General features: G+C 54.0%; 14 protein-coding genes. 9 read left to right on the top strand and 5 right to left on the bottom strand.

Translation table 11 applies throughout. The annotated features are described in order from the left end of the window. The first annotated feature begins 266 nt into the window (after positions 1–266). Together IT893_RS13050 and IT893_RS13045 are read left to right on the top strand one after the other, a co-directional pair. Positions 267–1244, top strand: a complete 978-nt coding sequence (locus IT893_RS13050; protein ID WP_197145416.1) for a helix-turn-helix domain-containing protein — start codon at positions 267–269, stop codon at positions 1242–1244. A 137-nt stretch (positions 1245–1381) separates the two neighbouring features. Further along, the gene (locus tag IT893_RS13045; RefSeq protein WP_252723952.1) at positions 1382–2224 is read left to right on the top strand and encodes a DUF3750 domain-containing protein; all 843 of its coding nucleotides are present in this window, start codon (positions 1382–1384) and stop codon (positions 2222–2224) included. On the opposite strand, the gene IT893_RS13040 is transcribed toward IT893_RS13045, so the two are convergent. Continuing rightward, entirely contained in the window at positions 2221–2745 is a 525-nt protein-coding gene (locus tag IT893_RS13040; protein ID WP_197145414.1) for a TspO/MBR family protein, read from the bottom strand. The two genes, IT893_RS13045 and IT893_RS13040, sit on opposite strands and share 4 nt — an antisense overlap. A 21-nt stretch (positions 2746–2766) precedes the next feature. Beyond that, positions 2767–3933, bottom strand: a complete 1167-nt coding sequence (locus tag IT893_RS13035; protein WP_197145413.1) for a carboxylesterase — start codon at positions 3931–3933, stop codon at positions 2767–2769. Between the two features lie 344 nt (positions 3934–4277). Here IT893_RS13035 and IT893_RS13030 point away from each other — a divergent pair, with 344 nt between their 5' ends. After that, complete coding sequence (locus tag IT893_RS13030) at positions 4278–5969, top strand: methyl-accepting chemotaxis protein (protein ID WP_008892047.1); 1692 nt, start codon at positions 4278–4280, stop codon at positions 5967–5969. Between the two features lie 86 nt (positions 5970–6055). Here the strand turns inward: IT893_RS13030 and IT893_RS13025 are convergent, their stop codons facing one another. Further along, a complete protein-coding gene (locus IT893_RS13025) occupies positions 6056–6757 on the bottom strand; it encodes a glutathione binding-like protein (protein ID WP_197145412.1) in 702 nt (233 codons plus the stop codon). A gap of 154 nt (positions 6758–6911) precedes the next feature. On the opposite strand from IT893_RS13025, the gene IT893_RS13020 reads away from it, so the two are divergent. Beyond that, positions 6912–7604 (top strand): glutathione S-transferase family protein, encoded by a 693-nt coding sequence (locus tag IT893_RS13020; protein ID WP_064781919.1) that lies wholly within the window; start codon positions 6912–6914, stop codon positions 7602–7604. Positions 7605–7684: 80 nt separating this feature from the next. Here IT893_RS13020 and IT893_RS13015 read toward each other — a convergent pair whose 3' ends face one another. Further along, positions 7685–9025: an MFS transporter gene (locus tag IT893_RS13015; RefSeq protein WP_063090329.1), complete on the bottom strand. Its 1341-nt coding sequence runs from the start codon at positions 9023–9025 to the stop codon at positions 7685–7687. 449 nt (positions 9026–9474) lie between these two features. Between IT893_RS13015 and cyoA the strand changes: the two genes are divergently transcribed. From cyoA to IT893_RS12990, 5 genes are all read left to right on the top strand, one after another. Then, positions 9475–10605, top strand: a complete 1131-nt coding sequence (gene cyoA, locus IT893_RS13010) for a ubiquinol oxidase subunit II (protein WP_252723951.1) — start codon at positions 9475–9477, stop codon at positions 10603–10605. A gap of 90 nt (positions 10606–10695) precedes the next feature. Continuing rightward, entirely contained in the window at positions 10696–12705 is a 2010-nt protein-coding gene (cyoB, locus tag IT893_RS13005) for a cytochrome o ubiquinol oxidase subunit I (protein ID WP_197145410.1), read from the top strand. A 10-nt stretch (positions 12706–12715) separates the two neighbouring features. Further along, complete coding sequence (gene cyoC / locus IT893_RS13000) at positions 12716–13336, top strand: cytochrome o ubiquinol oxidase subunit III (protein WP_197145409.1); 621 nt, start codon at positions 12716–12718, stop codon at positions 13334–13336. After that, a complete protein-coding gene (locus IT893_RS12995) occupies positions 13333–13713 on the top strand; it encodes a cytochrome o ubiquinol oxidase subunit IV (protein ID WP_197145408.1) in 381 nt (126 codons plus the stop codon). Before cyoC ends, IT893_RS12995 begins: the two co-directional genes overlap by 4 nt. 88 nt (positions 13714–13801) lie before the next feature. Continuing rightward, positions 13802–14581, top strand: coding sequence for an SURF1 family protein (locus tag IT893_RS12990; RefSeq protein ID WP_252723950.1), 780 nt, complete (start codon positions 13802–13804; stop codon positions 14579–14581). A gap of 8 nt (positions 14582–14589) precedes the next feature. Here the strand turns inward: IT893_RS12990 and IT893_RS12985 are convergent, their stop codons facing one another. Continuing rightward, a complete protein-coding gene (locus IT893_RS12985; protein WP_197145407.1) occupies positions 14590–15843 on the bottom strand; it encodes a DUF2235 domain-containing protein in 1254 nt (417 codons plus the stop codon). Positions 15844–16020: the final 177 nt, after the last annotated feature.

Here is a 16020-nt window from a genome sequence, read left to right as displayed (position 1 = left end):
TTCAGGAGTTTAGGCAAAGAGTTAGTGTTACTTACTTCACGGTGTGAAGTAAATCTCCGGCGTAACCTCCCGCCTATTAGTTCGCAGATGCAAAATAATAGGAACGCATTCTTTGTATGTATTGTTGCTTGTGACGGTTTCTTTGACCGTGTTTCTAGTAAGCGATGGAACGTTTCTAATGTAAAGATGCTGAAATTGACAATTTAGGACGAAAAATTGTACATTTTTACATATAACCATTTGGAATAGATGTGTGACAAAAAGGCATGACCGATCAAACTCCCCGTCAGATTCCGGTCTCAAGCGCCGTTGAACTTACCGATAACCCGTTCGAAGACCTGCTTCCCGTAACCACTCATGCGGTTATGGACCGTTTTGATCATCCATTATCGACCCAGACCTGGGTCATGAATGATCAGGCACGTCGGGACCGTTGCCATGCCATATTGTTGCTTGGTGGTCGTGCCGAGGTTGGTTTGCGCAAAGGAACGATTACCTGCAAGGCCCCAGCTCTCGTTTGGTTGCCGTTGGGCGAAACGCAGCGCTTTGGCGTGAGTGCAGGCAGCAATGGCTATTTGCTGTCGGTTGCGGATGATCTGGTGGCGCGTCATTGCGGTGATGGCAGCGGGATCGCCGGTGGTAATTCTGCTGGCGGTGGCTTGCCTTTGCGCTTTGCTGCGGACACCGTCCATAATGTTACGCTGCAAGAGGGCCGTGGCAATCTGGTGTTGCTTGAGCGCAGCTTTGAAGCCATCCGGTCTGAGCTGATGGGCAATGCACTTGGTGCCAGTCTTGTGGTTGGCGCGCATTTACAGATTATTCTGACCATGGTTCTGCGTCTGGCAGAAGGCGTGATGGCGCAACGCAACCAGCACGGTCCGGGCTCAATCACCTTTCAGCGATTTTTGCAGGTGCTGGAGCTGCATTTTCGCGAACATTGGAATGTTGCTGATTATGCAAAGGCCCTTGGCGTCAGTGAACGGCGTCTGGGATCTGCTGTGTTGCGCGCAACCGGCAAGCCGCCCTTAACGATTATCCATGAACGTGTCCTGCGCGAGGCCTGCATGCGTCTGGAACAATCCCCGCTTGGTGTGGCGCAGATCGCCTATGGTTTGGGCTTTCGCGATCCGGCTTATTTCAGCCGGTTCTTCAAACGTTATATGGGCGAGGCGCCCGGCGCCTATCGCCGGTTGCGGCGCGCGCATGAGCGTGTGCGAGATGACACTTTTGCTGCCTGGCCTTAGGCCCGGTTTCGCCACTTCAGGCGGAATACAGATGGATTCGCCTCAGGATAGAAGGTTGCGTTGCCTTTTTTTGATCCTACTTGTCTGCTTTAACCGTAACAATAAAGTCATGACCTTCTAGTTTGATTGGATCGACCTTGCGTAAAGGCAAAACCCTGTTTCTTGGTCTTTTGGCCGTTCTTGTCCTGCCATTCGGCATCAGCCTGGCAGAAGACCCGCCGGGCGAAAAAGCCAAGGAACGCTATACATGGCGCAATGCGCCGCGCCATTCTTCGGGTGTGGCGCCTGATGCAGAGGCCCATAAAGATCAGGCGATTGTCATGGTGATGGCGGCCGAAACATTTGGCTGGCGCGCCTATTTCGCGGTTCATCCATGGATCATCTATAAGCGTGCGGGTGAAACCCGATACACCCGCTATGACGTGGTGGGGTGGGGCAGTGGCAATGTCGTGCGCCAGAATTACGCAATCCCGGATGGTCTTTGGTATGGCTCGGAGCCGGAACTTCTGGCGGCTCATCGGGGCGAGGCGGCCGAAAAGCTGATCCCCGAGATCGAACAGGCGATCAAATCCTATCCGTTCCCGCGCGAATATCGCAGTTATCCGGGCCCGAACAGCAACACCTTCATCGCCCATATCGGCCGCGAAGTGCCGGGGCTTAACCTTGATATGCCGGCCAACGCGATCGGCAAGGATTATCGCCCGATCACCAATCCGGTTGGGCTGTCATCCAGCGGGCAGGGCGTACAGGCCAACCTGTTGGGCGTTCTTGGCATGTCGCTTGGTCTGGAAGAGGGGATCGAGCTTAACCTGCTGGGTCTGAACTTCGGGATTGATTTCAACCGTCCGGCACTGCGTCTGCCCTCGATCGGTCGCTTGGGCATGGATAGTGTTGCGCAAACAACGGAAGCTGCGGAGCCCAAGAGTGATCGTGCGGCCAAGGAAACCCCAATTGATGTCGTCGCAGAACCAAGCAGTTAATTAAGCTGCCAGATCGCGGCATTGAGCAGGGTGGCAAATGCCACCCAAAGGGCGTAGGGCACCAACAGCATCCCGGCCAGACGGTCAATCTTCCAGAACGCAACCATGTTGGCGATGATCAGGCCAAGCAGGATGACGATATCGATCAGGCCCAATAGGGGCGACTGCGCGCCAAAGAACAAAAACGACCATGCAAGGTTAAGCGTCAACTGACCTGCATAAAGGCCAAAGGCGCCTTTGGCATTGGCAATGCCCACCTTAAGCCAGGCGCGCCAGCCGCTAAAGGCGATCATGAAATAAATGACGGTCCATACCGGCCCGAAAACCCAGTTGGGCGGGCGGAAGAACGGCTTGTTCAGTGCCGCATACCAGTCATTGACGCTGGTGGCTGTCACCGCGCCGCCAAATGCCGATATGATCAGACACAACACCATAAACGCAATCAGGGCAAAGACACGGGTGCGATGGTTGGGGTGATGAATGCGCCCTGTACTCATCGTTTCCTGTTCGCTGCTGGTCATGGTGTTGACGGGTCCTTTGGCCTAGTTGGTGACGTCGCCGATTGCGTCGATCAACGCATCGAAATAGGGGTTCCATGTCAGGCGGGCATGATACTTGCCCGGTTCCATATATCCCCATGCACTGCGCCAGAGCAGTGCCCGATCCGCTGGTCGTTCGATGTCTTCCTGACCGTTCTCGATGAAGACAAAGCTTCCCTTTGCACCGTAATACGGATTGTCGGGCGAGAACAGCGCACTCAGATGTGAGAAACTACTGATCTGTTGATCGGGCAGATTGCTGTTGAGGTTCTCAATCCGGCTGTCGTTGCTTGGTGCGTTGACTTCATCATACCAGACCAGGCGTGAAGCCGGGTTGGTGAAATGCGTCTCAAAGCGACGAAGCATTGCCAACGGATCAAGCACACTGTCATCCGCGCTCATGGTAACAAGGGCGGGGCGGTCAAACGGCTTTGCGTCAAGCGCATCATCAACGTCGGTGACGCTGCGGTAATAAAGTGCCGATGCCTTGGTCGACAGGGATTGATAGTTGATCACATTGTCTTCCGGATCGGCATCGACCCAATCCCACAGATACTGGACCAGTGGTGTCAGGAATAACAGATCACTGCCCGGCTCGATGCCCGGCGAAAACAGCAACAAGCCGTCAATGTCCGGGTTCCGGGCAGCGTAACTGGTGACAAGGTTGCCACCGGTTGAAAAGCCACCCAGCCAGACTTCATCCACCTCGCGCTCCAGAAGCGCAACCTGATGGGCGACCGATCCAGTCCAGTCATCATAATCGGGCAGGCTGAGATCCCCCGGGCGCGTGCCGTGGCCGGGCAGCAACATCGACCGTGCTAGCCAGCCATCCTTTGCCATTGCCACTGCAATATCGTGGAAGTACCAAGGACTTGATCCCAGACCGTGAACAAACAGAACCCCCCGGCGGGGCTTATTTGCGTCCATTGGTTCTGGCCGAACTTCAAATGGAATGTTGCGCGCAATTTCCATTTCGTGGTCATCGGTCAGAAAAACACGATGGGTTGCGACCCAGTCACGCGTTTCAGATACGTAATCCTCGAAATTATCCTGCATGTAGGGCTGGATACCGGGTGACTGATCATAAAGCGCGTTTTCTGGCGGGAATGCACAGGCCGCAAGCAGGCTTGCCGGGATCAGGGCCAACAGGATTGTGCGATGTGGGCGCATGAGATGTCCTTTGGCCATGATGCTGAGAAACTGTTTCGTTTTGATGTAAATAACTGAAATGACTACGTCAAACGGCGCACTGCAGATCACTTGTTTGGGGCGTCTTATCGTGCGTTGGTGTGCCCGGATAGCGATAGGAAGATTATCGGATGCCAAGCTGAAATGGCAAGCAGCTGTGATGGCCGTCACAGCAAAGAGATAATGCATAATATATGCGATTTAATTGGTATGATGATTTGTGACATGGTCACGGGCTGGCGACTTCAGTGTTTGTGAAGTGGTTCTAAAACAAGAAAACCTTGCCGCTACCTTGGCAAGGAATATCCAAGGGGAAGGGGAATGCCATGTTGTCACTGAGTTCGGTGAAAATCGGCACACGTATGCTGATTATTGTCGCGGGCGCGGTTCTTGCGGTGTTGCTGGTCGGGGCGTTCGGTCTGACCGAATTGCGCCAAAACATGCTTGAAGATCGCAAGACAAAAACGAAAAACCTTGTTGAATCCACAATCAATTTGATTGGTCATTATCATGCGCTGGAACAGTCCGGCGAAATGACCACCGAAGAGGCGCAAAATGCGGCCAAAGGCGCTGTTGCAGCCCTTCGTTATGATGAGAAGAACTATTTCTTTGTATTTGATCACACGCCGGTTCTTCTGATCCATGACATCAAGAAGGACCTTGTCGGCAAGAACTTGACCGACAATGTCGATGGATCGGGCAAATTCCTTTATCGCGAGTTCGTGCGCGTCGCCGAAGAAAAGGGCGAGGGTTTTGTCGATTATACCTACAAGGTGCCGAATTCGGATGATCTTCGTCCGAAGCTTTCATTCGTCAAGGATTTCAAACCGTGGGGCTGGATCGTCGCCACCGGTATTTACATCGATGATGTAAACGCTGTTTTCATGCAAATCATGCTGGTGATGGGTGGTGTTGCCTTGGCGATCCTGGTTGCGGTTGTTGGTGTCTCGCTGATGATCAGTCGCGGTATTACCCGACCGCTTTTCGATATTTCGGAAAATATGCTGCGTCTGTCGCAGGGTGATCACAATATCGAAGTCAATTACACCCACCAGAAAAGCGAGATCGGCGATCTGGCGCGGGCGATGGATATCTTCAAATCGAAAACCATCGAAATGGAAGAAATGCGCACCCAGCGTGAAGAGCAGGAACGCATCGCCGAAGAAGACAAGCGTGCGGCCCTTCGCAAAATGGCCGACAGTTTCGAAGCCAGTGTCGGGCAGGTTGTCGCCCAGGTGATCGAGGCATCGGGCAATATGCAAAGCTCTGCCAATGCGATGACCGATACCTCCAAGCAGGTCGGTGAACGTTCAACGGTTGTTTCGGCAGCATCGCAGGAAATGTCGACCAACGTGGAAACGGTTGCCTCGGCGGCTGAGGAACTGAGCACGTCTATTGCCGAAATCAGCAATCAGGTCGCACAGTCCGCAACCATCGCCAAAGGTGCGGTTCAAACCTCAGAAGAAACGCACCAGAAAATCGAATTGCTGGCAGAGGCGGCAAACCAGATTGGTGAAGTTGTTTCGCTGATCACCGACATTGCCGAACAGACGAACCTTCTGGCCCTGAACGCAACGATCGAAGCCGCGCGTGCCGGTGATGCCGGCAAGGGCTTTGCTGTGGTTGCCAACGAGGTCAAGAACCTTGCAAACCAGACGGCAAAGGCAACCGAGGATATCCGCTCCCAGGTCAGCGACATTCAGGTCGCCACATCCAATGCAGTTAATGCGATTGCCGAAATTGCCGAAACCATCCGAAGCCTTGACGGGGCGACGACGACAATCGCGTCCGCTGTTGAAGAGCAGGGGGCCGCAACCCAGGAAATCGCGCGCAACGTTGAACAGGCATCACACGGCAGCCGCGATGTATCTGAAAATATCTCGGGCGTGTCGACGGCAGCAAATGACGCCGAAAAGCTTTCGGGCGAGGTGCTTGGCCTTGCCGAGGGTCTTGGACGTCAGGCAGCTGTTCTGAACGAAGCAGTTGAATCGTTCCTTGCCGAAGTGCGTAACGCCTAAGCCTGAGACGATCGCGCAAAACAGAACCGCCAGTCCTGTAACAGGGCTGGCGGTTTTTTCATGATCTTGTGGTTTGGTCCATCTGGTCAGGATTTCTGGGTGCTTTTTGCCGTCTGACCAAACAGGATCTTTTTGTCTTCTTCACTCATCTCGCCAGCACGCAGACCTTCGCCCGCCTTATAGGCGGCAATCGTTGCCGGACGGGATTGTATGGCTTCGAACCAGCGTTTCAGGTTCGGGAACTCATTGAGGTCCTGCTGCTGTTTTTCGTGGCTGACAATCCATGGATAGCAGGCCATATCCGCAATCGTGTAGTCATCACCGGCAATGAATTTTCGGCCCTCAAGACGCTTGTTCAGTACACCATAAAGACGGTTGGTCTCGTTGACATAACGGGTAATCGCATACGGGATCTTTTCCGGCGCGTAGGTGCCGAAATGATGGTTCTGACCGGCCATCGGGCCAAGGCCACCCATCTGCCAGAACAGCCATTCCATCACGGTCTTGCGTCCGCGCACATCGGTCGGGATGAACTTTCCGGTTTTCTCGGCCAGATATTGCAAGATGGCACCGGATTCAAACACCGTGATGGCGTCGCCACCATCGGCCGGATCGTGATCGATGATCGCCGGCATACGGTTGTTGGGTGAAAAGGCCAGGAATTCAGGTTTGAACTGATCGCCTGTGCCGATATTGACCGGCACGATTTTGTAATCCAGTCCGGCTTCTTCAAGGAACAGCGTGATTTTATGGCCGTTGGGTGTCGGCCAGTAATACAGATCAATCATGGGCCAAAGGCTCCTTTAAACTATTCGTGATGGCGAATTCGATAATCGAAGCTTGCCAATCAGGTTGTTATCGGTCAATTTAAAACGATCATTCCAAAATGCAAGAGCCGGTCACGCCATTGTGTAACGGCGATACCAGGCAAGGAGACGTGTCATGATCCGCTTCTATTACCATCCGACCCCAAACCCGCAGAAAATCTCGATGATGCTTGAGGCATGTGGTTTGCCTTATGAGGTCCTGCCGGTTGATACCCGTAAAGGTCAGCAGCATGACCCGGCCTTCCGTGCCATCAATCCGAATGGCAAGGTCCCGGCAATCGTCGATACCGACGGGCCGGGGGGCAAGGAAGTGCGCGTGTTTGATTCAAACGCGATCCTGCTGTATCTCGCTGAAAAGTCCGGCAAGTTCCTGGGTAAGCCGGAAGATCGCGGTGAATTCCTGTCGTGGTTGATGTTTATTGCCACGGGTCTGGGTCCGTTTTCTGGGCAGGCGGTGCATTTCCAGCATGTCGCCCCTGAGGGCAGTGACTATGGCGTCAACCGCTATCGCAATGAGATCGCGCGCCACTATCAGGTACTGGAAGACCATATGGAAGGTCGCCAATTCATCGTCGGCGATGAAATGACGATTGTTGATATCTCGGCCTGGGGCTGGATCGACAAGGCCCCGTTCGTGCACAAGAACCCGGATGTCTGGGACAAGTATCCCAACATCAAACGCTGGTTTGATGCGATCAATCGCCTGCCGGCAGCGGTCAGTGCGCGCGAGGTTGGCAAGGACCACACCTTTAAGACGGAAATGGACGAAGACGCAAAACGCGCCATGTTCCCGTCGAACTACGCATAAGCCGACGAAACGGCTCTGCAAACGAAAACACCCCGGCCAGATTGGCCGGGGTGTTTGCTTTGACGTATATGTCTTGGCAATCAGTCGGTGGTTTTTGCCCCGAACTGCTTGTTGAATTGCAGCACGAGCAAGGTGACAACCGCGCCCGAAAGCAGGTAGGCACCAACACCGGCCAGACCGAACTTGTCACACAGATAAAGTGCGATCAGCGGTGCGAAACCTGCGCCCAGCAACCATGCAAGGTCGGATGTCAGGGCCGATCCGGTGTAGCGGTATTCACGCTTGAAGTTCGATGCCAGCGTCCCGGCCGCCTGACCAAAGCACAGGCCCAGAACCGCAAAGCCACCCAGAACAATCATGCCTTCATTGATGATGTTATAGGTGTAAAGCAGCGGTGTCAGGATCGCACCCAGAAGGATGATACCCGCACTGTAACCAAGCAGGCGACGACGGCCGAGCTGATCGGCAATGAAGCCCGATGCAATGATGCCAAAGGCACACAACACTGCGCCAACACCCTGGGTCAGAAGGAACTGCCCCGGATTGCCATTGGCATAAAGATAGACCCAAGTCAGCGCAAAGACCGTTACCAGATGGAACAGCGCGTAGCTGACCATCGGGACCAGCGCACCCAGCACAACGGTACGACCATTATGTTTGAGCGTGTCGATGACACGGGCTGCCTCAAGCTCGTTCTTGTCAAGCAGATGGCCGAATTCGGACGTTGCCACCAGACGCAGGCGGGCAAACAGCGCAACAACGTTGATTGCAAAGGCAACGAAGAACGCATAGCGCCAGCCAAAGGCCAGGAAGTCGTCGGGGTGAAGTGTCAGCAGCAAATAAGCAAACAGCGAAGATGCCAGCATGAAGCCAAGCGGCGCGCCCAGCTGCGGGATCATCGCGTACCAGCCCTTGCGGTTATCGGGTGCGTTAAGTGCCAGAAGCGACGCCAGACCATCCCATGCGCCACCCCATGCAAGACCCTGCAGGAAGCGGAAGGCACACAGAAGGTAAATCGCAAGGATCCCTGCCGAAGCCGTACTTGGCAGGAATGCCATCGCAGCGGTTGAACCGCCCAGCAGGAACATGGCAATCGTCAGTTTCACGCCGCGTCCGTATTGCCGGTCAACGGTCATAAAGACAAGCGACCCGACAGGGCGGGCGATAAAGGCCAGAGAGAAGATGGCAAACGAATACATAGTGCCCATGAGTGCAGTTTCACCCGGAAACAGCAATTGTGGGAAAACCAGTACCGATGCGATGCAATAGACGAAGAAGTCAAAAAACTCTGATGTCCGGCCGATGATCACGCCAAGCGCGATTTGTCCCGGATCATTGGTGGCGTCGGCATTGTGATGCCGCGCATCGCGTTCCAAACCCGAAGAGGTGGCGGTCGCGTAGTGTTCTGTTGTTTGGGTCACGCCGTTCTCCCTTATTCACTGGTCGGGCCTTTTGGCCCTAACTGCTTTTGATTGGATCACAAATTCGGATCAAAGGACGATACGACTTTGGATCGAGTCTAATTATAGACATGTGAATTGCAAACGTCAGTGTCAATTATTGTGATGCACCGCACAACGCGTGGTTTACATCCGAATGATAATTGTCATTACGACCCTGCTATGCGCCGCGGGTAGCTTGACATTGCTGCAACGCAGCTATAGCAATTCCTGCGAATTTCCGATTTGGCATTTTTTTGAAAAAAAATTGCTTTCTTTGTGCCCTTTCCGTGGATGTCTGGAATTATAATTCCTATATGCGTGTGCGGCAGGGTACGACGCGTGGCGATCTTTGGTGGGTCGCTATGCGGCTCGCAGGCATATGGTTGTCTGTGAGAACATCTTCCAGAGACTGAGGAAGTATGAAGCGCATGCTTTCAAAACTTGTACGTGGCGTCGCCTTGACCTCGATGTTCTCGCTTCTGGCCGGTTGCAACCTGGTTGTGATCGATCCGTCGGGTGATATTGCGTCCCAGCAGGCCGACCTCATTATCGTTTCGACCATCCTGATGCTGCTGATCATCGTTCCGGTCATGGCACTGACGGTATTCTTTGCCTGGAAATACCGCCAGGGTAACAAGGATGCAGAATACGATCCCGAATGGCACCATTCCACCAAGCTGGAAGTTGTCATCTGGTCCGCGCCGCTGGTGATCATTATTGCTCTTGGGGCGATTACCTGGGTCACGACCCATACGCTTGATCCGTATCGTCCGCTCGACCGTATTGATGCTGAACGTCCATTGCCCAAAGATCATGAGCCGATGGTGGTTGAAGTCGTTTCCCTCGATTGGAAATGGCTGTTCATCTACCCGGAACAGGGCATTGCGACGGTCAACGAGCTTGCAGCTCCTGTTGATACGCCGATCCAGTTCAAGATTACATCTTCGGGCATCATGAACTCGTTCTTCATTCCGGCCCTTGCAGGGCAGATCTATTCGATGGCGGGTATGGAAACCAAGCTCCATGCCGTGATCAACGAAGAAGGCGTGTATGACGGGTTCTCCGGGAACTATAGCGGTGAGGGCTTCTCTCACATGCGCTTCAAGTTCCATGGTCTGAGCCAGGACGGCTTTGATGCCTGGGTCAATGATGTGAAGTCCGACGAGAACTTCCTGGGCCGTTCGCAATATCTCGAACTTGAAAAGCCGAGTGTCAAGGAACCGGTCCGCTATTACAGCTCTGTGGACCCGGAACTCTATCAGGCCATTCTCAACATGTGCGTTGACCAGTCGAAAATGTGCATGAACGAGATGATGCACATTGACGAAAATGGCGGTGGCGGTCTTGCCGGTGTCTACAACGTCATGTCACTGACCTATGACGTTCCGCAGATGCGCGGCAGCCAGCCGTTGCCTGATAGCAAGTCGTTCGTTGCGACGCTGTGCAACACCCCGGAGGGTGGCTTGTCTGGCGAAATCGCGAACCTTCCGTTGTTTGACAACGGGCCGGTCTCGCGCGCGATGAGTGTTGCACCCGCAGGTGTTTCGACAGGGTTCTAAAAGCAGTGCCGGTTGGTGAATGCCAACCGGCCCTTCGCAGTTTCGGCATCGGTTGCGGTGCCATTCTGCATTTGAAAGAAGAGTAATCCGATGTTCTCCAATCCGGACCTTTTACATTTTATATTTGGCCGGCTGTCCCTCGACTCCTTCCCGTTTCTCCATGATCCGATCATTCTTGTGACGTTTCTGGGTGTGGTTGTGGGTGGCATCGCCGTTGTCGGTGGTCTGACCTACTTCCGTCTGTGGGGATACCTCTGGCGCGAGTGGATCACGTCGATCGACCATAAAAAGATCGGCATCATGTACATCATTCTGGCAATTATCATGCTTCTGCGTGGCTTTGCCGATGCCCTCATGATGCGTGCCCAGCAAGCCATCGCATTCAACGGTGCCGAAGGTTTCCTTCCGCCGCACCACTACGACCAGATCTTTACCGCCCATGGCGTGATCATGATCTTCTTCGTTGCGATGCCACTGGTGACCGGTCTGATGAACTTCGTTGTGCCGCTGCAGATCGGTGCGCGCGACGTTGCCTTCCCGTTCCTCAACAATTTCAGCTTCTGGATGACCACCTGTGGTGCCGCGCTGATCATGGCGTCGCTGTTCGTCGGCGAATTCGCAATGACCGGTTGGCTGGCCTATCCGCCGCTGTCTGACATTGTCTACAGTCCGGGGGTCGGGGTTGATTACTATATCTGGGCCTTGCAGATTGCCGGTGTCGGTACGCTTCTTTCGGGTGTGAACCTGATTGTGACCATCGTAAAGATGCGCGCACCGGGCATGTCGATGATGAAGATGCCGGTCTTTACCTGGACAGCGCTTTGCACCAACATCCTAATTGTTGCAGCCTTCCCGGTTCTGACCGCGGTTCTGGTTCTGCTCGGTCTTGACCGTTACGCAGACACCAACTTCTTCACCAACGATCTTGGCGGTAACGCCATGATGTACATCAACCTGATCTGGATCTGGGGTCACCCGGAAGTGTACATCCTGATCCTGCCGGCGTTTGGTGTGTTTTCCGAAGTTGTGTCGACCTTCTGCCGCAAGCGTCTGTTTGGTTATAGCTCGATGGTTTATGCCACCGTGGTTATTACCATCCTGTCCTACATCGTCTGGCTGCACCACTTCTTCACCATGGGGTCGGGTGCAAGTGTGAACGCCTTCTTTGGCATCACCACCATGATCATTTCGATCCCGACGGGGGCCAAGGTCTTCAACTGGCTGTTCACCATGTATAAGGGCCGCATCAGCTTTGATGTCCCGATGCTGTGGACCATTGGTTTCATGCTGACGTTTGTGATCGGTGGCATGACCGGTGTTATGCTTGCTGTTCCGCCTGCGGACTTCGTGCTCCATAACAGCCTGTTCCTGATTGCCCACTTCCATAACGTGATTATCGGTGGTGTGGTCTTCGGGATGTTTGCCGGTATCGTTTACTGGTTCCCGAAAGCCTTCGGCTTCAAGCTCGACGAGTTCTGGGGCAAGATGTCCTTCTGGCTGTGGACCATTGGTTTCTACTTTGCCTTCATGCCGCTTTATGTTCTCGGCCTGATGGGCGTCACCCGCCGTATGAGCCAGTTTGACGATCCGTCGCTGCAGATCTGGTTCATCATTGCGGCCTTTGGTGCGCTTCTGATTGCCGGTGGTATCGGTTCGTTCATCATGTCGATCGTTGTTGCGGTGATCAAACGCGACAAGCTGCGTGATGAAACCGGTGACCCGTGGGGTGGTCGTACGCTGGAATGGTCGACGTCCTCGCCGCCCCCGGCCTACAACTTCGCCTTCACCCCGGTTGTCCATGATCTGGACGCCTGGGCAGATATGAAGAAACGTGGTTACGTCCGTCCGACGTCGGGCTTCCTGGATATCCACATGCCGAAAAATACCGGCGCTGGCTTTATCCTGGCTGCGATCTCGCTCGTTCTTGGTTTTGCTCTGGTCTGGCACATCTGGTGGCTTGTTGCGGCAAGCTTCATCGTTCTGATTGCCGGTTCCGTTGCCCACACCTTCAACTATGACCGCGATTATCACATCCCGGCGTCCGAAGTTGTGAAGACCGAAGAAGAACGTACCGCCCTTCTGGCAAAACAGCAGGCGTAAAGGAATGACAATGGCGAATACAACTGCCTCTCAGACCGAAGCGCCGGTCTTCTACCTGAAAGAAGAGCATCACCCGGAAACGGGGACGATGCTCGGCTTCTGGATCTACCTGATGAGCGATTGCCTCATCTTTGCGATCCTGTTTGCAACCTATGCTGTTCTTGGTCAGAACTATGCTGCTGGTCCTGCACCGGCGGATCTGTTCGACCTTGAACTGGTCGCGATCAACACGTCCATGCTGCTGTTCTCGTCCATCACCTATGGCTTTGCCATGCTGGCGATGGAAAAGGGCAATGTCGCAGGCACGCAACTGTGGCTGGCGATTACCGGTCTGTTTGGTATCGCCTTCGTGGGGCTGGAAATTTATGAATTCCATCACCTCTGGAGCCTGGGTGCGACCCCGATGCGCAGTGGTTTTCTGTCGGCGTTCTACACGCTGGTGGCGACCCACGGTCTGCACGTGACGTTTGGCATCATCTGGCTTGTGACCCTGATGGTTCAGGTGGCCCAGCGCGGCCTGATCGTCGAGAACAAGCGTCGTCTGATGTGCCTGTCGATGTTCTGGCACTTCCTTGACGTCGTCTGGATCGGTGTCTTCTCCGTTGTTTATCTGCTGGGAGTTCTGGGATGAGCGCACATTCACACGCACATGATGACCATAATGATGGTGGGGCCTCACATGGCACCTATAAAAGCTATGTGATCGGGTTTGTCCTGTCGGTCATTCTGACCGCGATCCCGTTCTGGCTTGTCATGGACGGTGTTCTGGACAGCAAGGTCGCAACTGCCCTTTGGGTGATGGGGCTTGGTGTTATCCAGATCATTGTGCATATGGTCTATTTCCTGCACATGAACACCAAATCCGAAGGTGGCTGGAACTTCCTGGCGCTGATCTTTACCCTTGTGATCGTGGCAATCGCCATCGCCGGTTCACTGTGGGTTATGTATCACCTCAACACCAACATGATGCCGCAGATGGATCACGACATGATCCCGAGCTTCGGCTAGGGACTGCTTGATATTTGAAGGGGGCGCGATACCTTTGGGGGATCGCGCCCTTTTTGTTTCACCAGATTGCCTTTTGAAAGAACCCGGCATGTCCGACGACCACGTTTCTGCCCAAGCGACCGATAACCCGAAAAAGGGCCCCTCGATGACAACCCGAATTGTTGTCCTGATGCTGGCCGCTATCCTGTTTTCCGGGTTTTGTGCCCTTGGATATTGGCAGGTGGAACGTCGGGCCTGGAAGCTTGATCTGATCGAACGGGTCGATGCGCGTGTGCATGGCGATGCGGTTGCCGCACCCACGCGTGATGACTGGGAAAATGTAACCCGCGCACGCGATGAATATCGCAAGGTCAGTGTGACAGGCACCTATCGCAACGATCTTGAAACGCAGGTCTATACTGCAACCGATTACGGGGCAGGTTACTGGGTTCTGACACCGCTGATGCGGGATGACGGCACGATTATCATGATCAACCGCGGTTTCGTGCCAACCGAAAAGCGTGATCCCGATACGCGGGCTGAGGGCATGGTCGAGGGTGAGGTTACTGTCACCGGCCTGCTTCGCATCAACGAACCGGTCGGAACTTTCATACGTGATAACGTGCCGTCCGAAGAACGCTGGTACTCACGCGATGTAAAGGCGATGGCGACCAAGCGGGGACTGGATGCCACCAATGTCGCGCCGTATTTCATTGACGGTGATGGGGCAGAAAACCCGGCCAAGTTGCCACTGGGTGGCCTGACCAAAATTAGCTTCCCCAACAACCACCTGACCTATGCGCTGACATGGTTTGGCTTGGCATTGCTGACACTTGTCGCGGCGTGGATTGTACTGCGCCCGCGCAGGAGATCAGATAGCGACGATTGATCTGCCAATTATTCCAGGGTCGATTGATCGGGCCACGGAATGTCCTTGCGCATGGTCGCACCGGTCCAGTTGATGATGTTGGGCGTGCGTTTACCGGCATAATGGGCCTTAAGTACCGCATTCAGGTTAGACGGGCGATACAGCACGCGTTCGAGTGACCCTTCATGCGAATTGTCATGCAAGACTCCGGTAGAGATATTCCAACGTACCAGTGCGCTGACATGGATGGCTTCATTGATCGTCTCAAGCCCATCCGGGATGATGTTCCGACGGTCAAAGTTCGGGCATTTGATGCGCAGTTTGTCCCAGAAGTTTCTGGTTTCCGGTGCAATCTGTTCGATCAGGCGCTGATAGGGGTAAAGGCGGGAGCTCGAATAAAGCATGGTGCGGCTTTCATACCCGCGCCCGTCGACTGACGGGGCCAGTTTGGTCTTAAGGTGCGACTCATCAAGCTTGAGCTTGGTGTGTTTCTTGACCCGCTTGATCATCCAGTCGAGCGTGATGTCAGACAACCTGCAATCATGGTAAGATCCGCCAACATTGCTGTGCACGCCGGGGAACCAGACTTGTTCGACAATTTGTTTGTCCGGCAATTTGGTGCCCTTTTCCTTGACCCACAGCGTTGGTGAAAAGGCACTGCGTTTCTCGTCAATCGCCATTGCATGCAGGGCAACCCGAACGTGCCCGCCAAGCTGCACATCGTAAAAATGATACTTGGCGGGGATCAGGCGGCGTCCAAGGTCACCCGGAATGCCAAGCGACCCGACCGTATCCCAAACGCCAACGCATTCAATTGGCACATCCAGTTGGGTTTCGATATCGAGGGTCGAGATCTTGGTACGTTTTGCCTCTGGCGATAGATCGGAGCTGACAATTTTCGCGATATCGGTCTGAAGCGGATGGCCAAGATAGGGTGGCTTTAAAAGACCACAGAGCCCGATCAATCCCGCCAGACTGCGCGCGGTAAAGGCGCCACGCGAAAATCCAAAGATAAAGATCTCGTCACCGGGTTGATAGTTGTTGCCAAGAAAGCGATAGCCATCAACGACGTTTTCAAGCAACCCGTTGCCAAACGCACCACCGCGAATTTTATCGATCACATCGCCCGTCCCGACCCCGCGATCATAGAACACGATCTGCGAAACATCCTTGTCGCTGCTCGGCACCGCGCGCAGAAGTTTAACGACGTTGGTCGGTTCGGGTGTGTTGGCGGGTTCCTGCCAGGTGCCGTCGAAAAATACAATCAGTCTGCGTTTGGCCATGTGAAGTCCCCTGTGTGATGTGATGCCGGGCGATCTTCTTTGGATCGTCTTGGGTGCTACTATACAACTCAGGGATGATTTTATTAAGGGATATTAAATATAATAAAATGCTGCTGATGTGATGTCGTGGTCAATTCGAGGGTGGATATCCTACTGACATACAGCTGTCAGGAACCT

The sequence above is a fragment of the Thalassospira sp. A40-3 genome, assembly GCF_015871485.1.
Classification (GTDB): Bacteria; Pseudomonadota; Alphaproteobacteria; order Rhodospirillales; family Thalassospiraceae; genus Thalassospira; species Thalassospira tepidiphila.
Note: the sequence above shows the minus strand (reverse complement) of the source record. Positions and strands in the feature narration are given on the sequence as shown.